The following is a 7488-nucleotide window of genomic DNA, read 5'->3' on the forward strand; positions in this document are numbered from 1 at the left end:
GCCCTGGCTCCACGCCTACAATCACCACCGAGCACACACCGCACTCGGCGGTCACCCACCAGCCAGCCGCGTTCCTAACCTCTCAGGTCAATACATCTAGGCGGCTATCTCGATCCGCCCGTGGTCGCCGACCACCAGACGATGGCTGTCTTGACCGCGGCCGCCGGGACCGACGGTGGCGAAACGGCCGATGAGCGAGCCGCGCAGGCCGGTGACCTCGGAGATCGACGCGCTGTCCAGCACGATGGAGTCGGCCAGGCGCGCGGCGCGCAGCACGCAGTCACGGCCGATGGAGGTGTTCGGCCCGATGTGGCTGTCCTCGATCAGGGTGTTCGCACCGATGATCACCGGCCCCTCGATCCGGGACCGGACCACGCGGGCTCCCGGCTCGATGACGACCCCGCCGTCGACCCTGCTGGCGGCGTCGACCTCTCCGGCGATGCCGGCGTCCAGTCCGCCGAGCAGCCGGCTGTTGCACTCCAGCAGGTCCTCGATGTTGCCGGTGTCCTTCCAGTAACCGTCGTACTCGCTGGCCTTGACCTCGGCTCCCTGGGTGACGAGCCACTGGATCGCGTCGGTGATCTCCAGCTCGCCACGGGCGCTCGGCCGGATGGCGGCGACCGCCTGGTGGACGGCCGCGGTGAAGAAGTAGACGCCGATGAGGGCCAGATCGCTGCGCGGCTGCTGCGGTTTCTCCACCAGCCGTTGCACCGTGCCGTCCGCGGCCAGCTCCGCGACCCCGAAGGCCCGGGGGTCGGAGACCTTGCGCACCACGATCTGCGCGGCCGGGCGCCTGGTGCGGAACTCCTCGGCGATGGAGACCACCCCGTCCGGCAGGACGTTGTCGCCCAGATACATCACGAAGTCGTCATCGCCGAGGTAGTCCCGCGCCGTCGTCACACAGTGCGCCAGCCCCAGCGGCCGATGTTGCTGCAGATAGGTGATGCGCGCTCCGAAACGGGAGCCGTCCCCGACGGCTTCGGCGATCTCCGCCGCCCAGTCGCCGACGATCACACCGATCTCGGTCACGCCCAGGTCGCGGATGTTGCGCAGCACATGTTCCAGAACCGGCCTGTTCGCGACCGGGATGAGCTGTTTCGGCATGGAGTAACTGAAAGGGCGTAGTCGGGTACCCGATCCGCCGGCCAACACCAGAGCCTTCATGAGAATGCTTCCTTTGCCGCAATAGATGTTCGCAATAGAGGTTGTCCTGCCGGCATGCCCGCCCTCGGCCTCAGGCGCCGGAGGCGAGGCCGTCACCACTACGCGGCGCGGGGCCCTGCCGACTCGGCGAGGACGACGCGGGAGGTGCGGTGCACTTCGGCGTGTCGGCTCTGCGTGCATCGGTTGCACCGGTTGCTGGACTCCGACGGCCGGACAGGGCTGATGTGAGCCGGAGGCGCCGGATCGAACTCGTGCCGGAAGACGTCGATCGCCTTCTGCAGGCTGAGCGTGATCCGCCGCTGCTCCTCGGCCTCACGCATCAGGGTGGTACACCGCTCGCGGAGCTCGACGAGTTCGCGTTCCTCGACGACCGTCTCGCCGGCTGGATGATCAATCATTTCCTCTCCAAAATGTTCGTGCCCCAGATGGCTGGATCGACGTCAGAAGCGCCGGGTCGCTCATTCCGGGCCCCGGTCCCGCGGCCGCGCCTGCCGCGGGACCGGGGCCGGCGGGCGGAAAGCCCGCACGGCCACGGCTGGTCATGATGTAGGAGAAATGTCAGAAAAGATGGAACGGTAATCGTCATTTATTGCTTGGCTGCATTGTCGAAACTTACCGGCGAGGTGGCCGGACCGGCATTTCTTGACCTCCCTTTCCGTCTATCCCTCGTACCATCAACTCTGCACGTCCCGAGGCCGGGGAACCAGATGAATCAAAGTCAGCATGTTGCCTGCCGGTAGCCACTTCCTGCCGACCCGGCGCCGGACAGGGTAAAGGTCACCGGCCGGATCGATCCCGGAGTCAAGGATCGCTCCCGTGATCACACGGTGAATTCGGCAGCGGGACGATCCGGGGGGAGGAGCAACGGTCGTCGAGACTGAGCGCGGCCAGATCGTGGACGCTCTGGCACGGCCCGTCGAGCGATGCGGCCATGCGCCGGACCCCCTCGATGATCTGCTGGGGGGAGGTGGCGAAGTTGAATCTGACGAAACCCCGCCCGGGCGTGCCGAACCTGTAGCCGGGTGAGAGCGCGACCCTGCCATGACGCAGGAACACCGCGGCCGGATCCTCACCGAGGCCGAGGGCCTGGCAGTCCAGCCAGGCCAGGTAGGTTGCCTGAGGCGGCCGGTAGCCGACCGCGGGCAGATGTTCGGCCAGCAGGTCGGCCAGGAGCCATCGATTGGTGTCCAGGCCGGTCAGCAGATCGGTGAGCCAGGGCTCCCCGGCGGTGAAGGCGGCCTCGGAGGCGATCACACCGAGCAGGCCGGCGCACTCGCTGACCTCCTGATGGATGGCGGCGACGTCGGCATGGGCCTCAGGGCCGAAGATGGCCAGAGCCGCCTTGAGGCCGGCCAGGTTCCAGGCCTTGGCCGCCGAGACGAAAGTGATCGACCGGGCCGCGGCCGGCGTGTTCAGGGAGGCGAACGGCACATGCCGTACGCCGGGATAGGTCAACGGCGCGTGGACCTCGTCCACGATGATCCGGACCCCGTAACGGTCGCCGAGTTCGGCGACGGCCAGCAGCTCGCCGCGGCTGAGCACCAGACCGGTGGGATTGTGCGGGTTGCATAACAGATAGGCCTCCGCCCCCGTGGCGAAGTCCCGTTCCAGCCGATCCAGGTCGAGCCGGTAGCCGTGAGGGCCAGGGGAGAGCGGGTTGTTCACCACACGGCGGCCGATGCGGTCCAGCCAGTAGAAGAACGACGGGTAGCCGGGAGTGTTGACCACCACACGGGCACCCGGGTCGGTGACCAGGCTCAGTGTCTCGACGATCCCGGTCATGACATCCGGCACCAGGCGCATACCGGACGGCTCGGGTTGCCAGCCGTAGCGCCGGGAGGCGAAGCCGGCGAACGCCTCCGGCAGCCGTCCGGCGACCGCGTAGCCGGTGTCGCCGTGGGCGATGGCGGAGGTCAGCGCGGAGGCGATGGGTTCGGCGAGTGGCGTGTCCATCTCCGCCACCCACATGGGCAGCACGTCCGGCGGGCATTCCCGCCATTTGACGCTGCGTCGTTCTCGTAGCTGGTCCAGGTGGTACGCGGTGAGCGGGCTGTCGATCCGATCGGTACCGGCGTGGGTCACGTTGGTCAAGGGGATGTCCCTCCATTTCTCGGACTGCGCTGTGGAGCACGTGGTTTCAGGGTGGTTCCGATCGGCAGGAAGGCTCCGCCGGAGAGTACGGCCCGCCATGAGATGCGATGCTCCGTCCATGAACTCGGTGATGAAGGGATCGCCCGGCGTTCTGCTCCACCGGATGGAATTCACGCCGGACGTGCGATGGAGGGCCGGTGGAACACTCGACGTACAAGCGCGATTTCCTGCGGATCACAGTGCATCCGCCCGATCCACGCACCGTGAGAACCTCATCGAACTACCGATTATCCAAATTGTCCTTCCTCGTATAAATGTGATCCGTTATAAATGACTCTGCGCGCTTTGCGCGCCATAAACCAGACAGAACGGAGCCAGCAAGTTGCCTGTTGATGACCGCTTCCTGCCACCTATTGCGCACAACGGCCCGGCCAACAGAAACGACAATCCGTCCACCGCCGGATGATGAGAACAACGGCCGGAGAAATAAATTTTCTACCTGTCGAACGGTGAGCTGACCCGGCGCATCACAGGCACCGCCCCGGCATGTCTCCGGGCCGCGCTCGCTCGGGATCAGGCGAAAAGAATGGAGAAGGGCAGCCGTTACGGGCAGCATGGAGCGGTTGGCCACTGATCAAGAAGGCTTGGCGCACATGCTCATCGGAAACCTCGCCACACGCCTGGACCTGCTCAAGCCGGCACTCGAACTCGGTGACATCGTGCCGAGTTCATGCAACACGACAGGATCGGCACGCTCACCCGAGCCAGACGTCTGGCCGCGCGGTGGCCGGAATACTTCCTGGTGGTGCTCGACGGCGATGTTCCCGTGGCGCGGGCGGTCAGTGTGCCGGTCGCGTTTCCGCCCCCTGAGCGGACGGAGCTGCCCGACCACGGCTGGGACGGCGTCATCCTCTGGGCAGTGCAGGACGCGCTCGACAACCGGCCGACGACCACGCTGGTGACGGCCTGCGCGCCTGCGCCCATGACAACGGGATGGGCAGGCCGGTGCTACCGGTACGCCCCACCGGCAAGGTCCGGTACCCCGAACTGACAATGGAGGAGTACGCCGCCAGGCGCCGAGCCGACGGCCTCCCCCAAGGATCCATGACCCCGCACCCACGAGCGGCTGGGCGCACGATCCGTCAAAATCGCCCCGTCCCCGATGACCATCACCGGAACGCTCGAGCAGTGGCACCGATGGACCGGCGCGCCGCTCGCCGCCGGGTCCAACCTCGTCGAAGGAGGCATCACTCCAGTCCTGGCCTCGGCTGAGCAGGACCTCGGCGTCTACGTGGAACCGGACGTCCGGCTCCAGCACTCCCTCGAACCTGCCACCTGAGAGAGTGAAGGGCACCCGCCTCGCCGGCATGCTCACCTCTCCGATGGCGAACTGCCCCGCGACCCTCGACCTTCTTGCCCGCGCCGAAGCCATGGCTGACGGCCAGGACGGTGTCAGCGGGGTTGATCGACCACGAGTCGATCAACCCGGCCGCGGGCTCCGCACTCTTGACCTCCGACCCCGTCCACGGCGCGCGAGGCCCGATGCACGGCACTCAGGTGTTGGCACGGACGACCCAGATGGAAACGTGATCCTCACCATGGGTGTAGCGCAGGGTGAAAGAGTCCGTCACGATCTCGAAGGCATCAGGGATCATGCCGTAGGGACGCGCGCCGAGCGGCTCCGGCTCATCGACCAGACCATAGACGGTGTCGAGGACGGTGATACGCAAACCCGGCGGCAACGCCAGAACGGCCTGCTCAGCTTGGGGGTCGAAAAGGACTCGCCGCTTCAACGGCGCTCGCCCGGATGGGAGACGCCGAAGTGACTGTACATCTGCTCGGCGGTCTCGAAAGCGACCGGCGTGGTCTCTCCGCGTCCGGCGGAGTCGATCCGATCCTGGAACTCGGCGATCTCACGTTCGGCACGCAGCTTCTGGAGCTCGGTGTAGTCGTCCTCACTGATGAGTACGGCATGCTCGTCGGCTGACCGGCTGATTCTCACAGGGACGTGGGCATGAACGGCGCGGGAGACCAGTGTGCCCAGGCGCTTGCGAGCCTCGACGATTCCGATCTGTTCCATATCCATGTGAGCATAGTAGTTCATGTGTGCAGTGTGTACACCACTTCAGGAGTACTGCGGTGGTGACTTTGGATGAAGCCTGAGTGTCCGCAGAACAAGCCGGCTAGTGCTGTGACCGGGACGGTTCACTGAGCTGCCGACTTCGGCGGTTGGCTGTCAGGACTCATCCGGATGCATCAGGGGCATGACGGCTGAGCCGGTGCAAAGGCACAGGACGACCGACCAGGAACAGCAGCGGCTGCAGCAGATCGTGTGGCAGGGCAGCACCAGTTCGGCGTGCTATCGCCGGGCGATGATGCTGCTGGCCTCGGCAGACGGGAACCACGTGTCAGTCATTGCTCAGCCAGTGCAGGCCGATAACAGACACGGTCCGCGACGTGATCCACCGCTTCAACGAGATCTGCCTGGCCTATCCGGAGGAGACCCTCAGCGGGCGGGAGACCGTCCCCACCTGCTCAACGCTGACGCCGTGAACATGCCCGCATCTGCAGCGAGAAAGGCACTCGCTGGGGCGGACACCCTCCCGTCGAAGCTGCCTGACCCATCGCTGACTGCACCCTTCGTGACGACAATCAATCCTCGGCGGGAGCCTGCGCGATCGCGACGAAGTTCTGGCTCATACCGATGACCGAAGGCTCCGTCTCGATCAGGCGCAGTACGGACAGTAGGTGGTCACGGTGTACTGCGTCCTCCAGCCGTTGGGCAAGGTCGGGGAGAAGCAGCTTGACATTGCCGCTCGCGCTGACGAGTACCCGTAGATCCAAGCCGGCTTCCCTGATCTCGCCGGCCAGCTCCTCCGGTAGGTGGAAGTAAGAGGTTGTGAACCCCGCGGGATCACCGCTTGAGTTGCGGTACTGCCCGTCAGCGAGGAATTGAGTGGTGTCCTTGATCTCGTCAGGGCTGGGCGCCTGGCCCCTGGCCAGGCTTTCAAAGATCGGATAGAACCGGGACAGCGCCTTCGCGACGACAAGTCCGCCTGGTCGTACCACCCGCCGGGCCTCACGCAACGCTGTGATGCGATCCGCCTTGTCCGTCAGATGGTAAAGCGGGCCGAGCAGCAGCACGACATCGACGCTGGCCTCGGTGGCCTCCAGCGCCCGGGCGTCACCGACCGTGATACTCGCAAGCTGAGCGGTAGCGGCCTGGGAAGCCGTGGTTGCCTGTTCGACGTGGAGGGGCACTGGATCAACCAGGTGCACCTCATAGCCGGCTGCCGCCAACGGCAATGCGTAGACGCCGGCGCCACCGCCTACGTCCAGCACTTGCGCAGGGACTGGAGGCAGATGCCGTTCCAGCAGATCCCACATCCGGAGGAACTCGATCCGCCGCCCTCCGGTGGCCAACCGATCCCGCTCCAGACCGTGCTCGTAGTACTCCAAGATCTCTGCATCTAGCATGGCGCACAGGATAGATGCCCGATCGTCCGCTCAGCGAGCGAAATTTAACACTTTCAGCCCCGTGCCTACCTACCTGCTTTGGAACTCGTGAACCATCCCGGTCACAGAGCACTAGGGCAGCGTGACCAGAGTCGCCGCGATGGACGAGAGGCGACTGAAGTCGGTGTTCGGGGCCGGGCAAAGTGGATGGAGTTCCGGATGCCTTTGTAAGTGGTGGGTGAGCAAATTGATGGCGGGCCACCTGGTAGGCAGAATGCTGATACACACATATGCATTTAAGTAGATTGAATAATAATCTAATACTTAATAAGTATATACCTAGTTACTTGTAACTTGGTTGTTACACTTAATAAGTTCACTGTGTGGTTCAAGATCAGTGCCAGGTTGGTGGAGTAGTCCTGGAAGATTGAGCGGCTTAGAAGAAGATCACATAGGGCCGGGGGTGCCCCAGGTGGCCGGCCGGCGCGAAGCGCAGGCCAGACCTCCGGACAAGCCTGATCTCAACATGGGTTCGATATCGATATTGAGTTAGATCATCATCTATTCATGCAGTTCACAGAGTCAACTAGCGATTTTCGGCTACTCGTTAGCGAAGCTAACGAGTTGAGGGAGATCGAGCGCGAAGCGCGAAGATCGTTTGTGTGGCAGGTCCATGTGGGGACCAGTAGTTCCGAACCGGGCGCTTTAGCGCCCGGGATAAGTTGTGCGGTGCCCAGCGCGAAGCGCTGGGCCAAGCCGGATACCCAGACCGCGGGG

At 64.6% G+C, this 7488-nt stretch carries 8 protein-coding genes; 2 read left to right on the forward strand and 6 right to left on the reverse strand.

Annotation, left to right across the window (positions count from 1 at the left end):
• Positions 1 to 96: 96 nt before the first annotated feature.
• The 3 genes from ACWDS7_RS44710 to ACWDS7_RS44720 form a co-directional block, all read right to left on the reverse strand.
• On the reverse strand, positions 97 to 1164 hold the full coding sequence (locus ACWDS7_RS44710) for a glucose-1-phosphate thymidylyltransferase (RefSeq protein ID WP_451934249.1): 1068 nt from the start codon (positions 1162 to 1164) through the stop codon (positions 97 to 99).
• Between the two features lie 98 nt (positions 1165 to 1262).
• Positions 1263 to 1562, reverse strand: a complete 300-nt coding sequence (locus ACWDS7_RS44715; RefSeq protein ID WP_451934250.1) for a hypothetical protein — start codon at positions 1560 to 1562, stop codon at positions 1263 to 1265.
• Positions 1563 to 1965: 403 nt separating this feature from the next.
• Positions 1966 to 3246 (reverse strand): MalY/PatB family protein, encoded by a 1281-nt coding sequence (locus ACWDS7_RS44720; RefSeq protein WP_451934255.1) that lies wholly within the window; start codon positions 3244 to 3246, stop codon positions 1966 to 1968.
• Positions 3247 to 3985: 739 nt separating this feature from the next.
• Here ACWDS7_RS44720 and ACWDS7_RS44725 point away from each other — a divergent pair.
• Both ACWDS7_RS44725 and ACWDS7_RS44730 read left to right on the forward strand, forming a co-directional pair.
• Entirely contained in the window at positions 3986 to 4306 is a 321-nt protein-coding gene (locus ACWDS7_RS44725) for a hypothetical protein (protein ID WP_451934251.1), read from the forward strand.
• Positions 4307 to 4417: 111 nt separating this feature from the next.
• Entirely contained in the window at positions 4418 to 4594 is a 177-nt protein-coding gene (locus ACWDS7_RS44730; RefSeq protein ID WP_451934252.1) for a hypothetical protein, read from the forward strand.
• 214 nt (positions 4595 to 4808) lie between these two features.
• On the opposite strand, the gene ACWDS7_RS44735 is transcribed toward ACWDS7_RS44730, so the two are convergent.
• From ACWDS7_RS44735 to ACWDS7_RS44745, 3 genes are all read right to left on the reverse strand, one after another.
• Positions 4809 to 5048, reverse strand: coding sequence for a hypothetical protein (locus ACWDS7_RS44735; protein WP_306876073.1), 240 nt, complete (start codon positions 5046 to 5048; stop codon positions 4809 to 4811).
• Entirely contained in the window at positions 5045 to 5341 is a 297-nt protein-coding gene (locus ACWDS7_RS44740; RefSeq protein ID WP_451934253.1) for a type II toxin-antitoxin system Phd/YefM family antitoxin, read from the reverse strand. Before ACWDS7_RS44740 ends, ACWDS7_RS44735 begins: the two co-directional genes overlap by 4 nt.
• 566 nt (positions 5342 to 5907) lie before the next feature.
• Positions 5908 to 6732, reverse strand: a complete 825-nt coding sequence (locus ACWDS7_RS44745) for a class I SAM-dependent methyltransferase (RefSeq protein WP_451934254.1) — start codon at positions 6730 to 6732, stop codon at positions 5908 to 5910.
• Positions 6733 to 7488: the final 756 nt, after the last annotated feature.

The organism is Streptosporangium sp. NPDC003464, from assembly GCF_053588315.1.

What these genes read in the sequence shown, in the direction of transcription:
- ACWDS7_RS44710 (WP_451934249.1), bottom strand. Translation starts at nt 1,164, where the DNA reads ATGAAGGCTCTGGTGTTGGCCGGCGGATCGGGTACCCGACTACGCCCT.
- ACWDS7_RS44740 (WP_451934253.1), bottom strand. Translation starts at nt 5,341, where the DNA reads ATGGATATGGAACAGATCGGAATCGTCGAGGCTCGCAAGCGCCTGGGC.
- ACWDS7_RS44725 (WP_451934251.1), top strand. Translation starts at nt 3,986, where the DNA reads ATGCAACACGACAGGATCGGCACGCTCACCCGAGCCAGACGTCTGGCC.
- ACWDS7_RS44730 (WP_451934252.1), top strand. Translation starts at nt 4,418, where the DNA reads ATGACCATCACCGGAACGCTCGAGCAGTGGCACCGATGGACCGGCGCG.
- ACWDS7_RS44715 (WP_451934250.1), bottom strand. Translation starts at nt 1,562, where the DNA reads ATGATTGATCATCCAGCCGGCGAGACGGTCGTCGAGGAACGCGAACTC.
- ACWDS7_RS44745 (WP_451934254.1), bottom strand. Translation starts at nt 6,732, where the DNA reads ATGCTAGATGCAGAGATCTTGGAGTACTACGAGCACGGTCTGGAGCGG.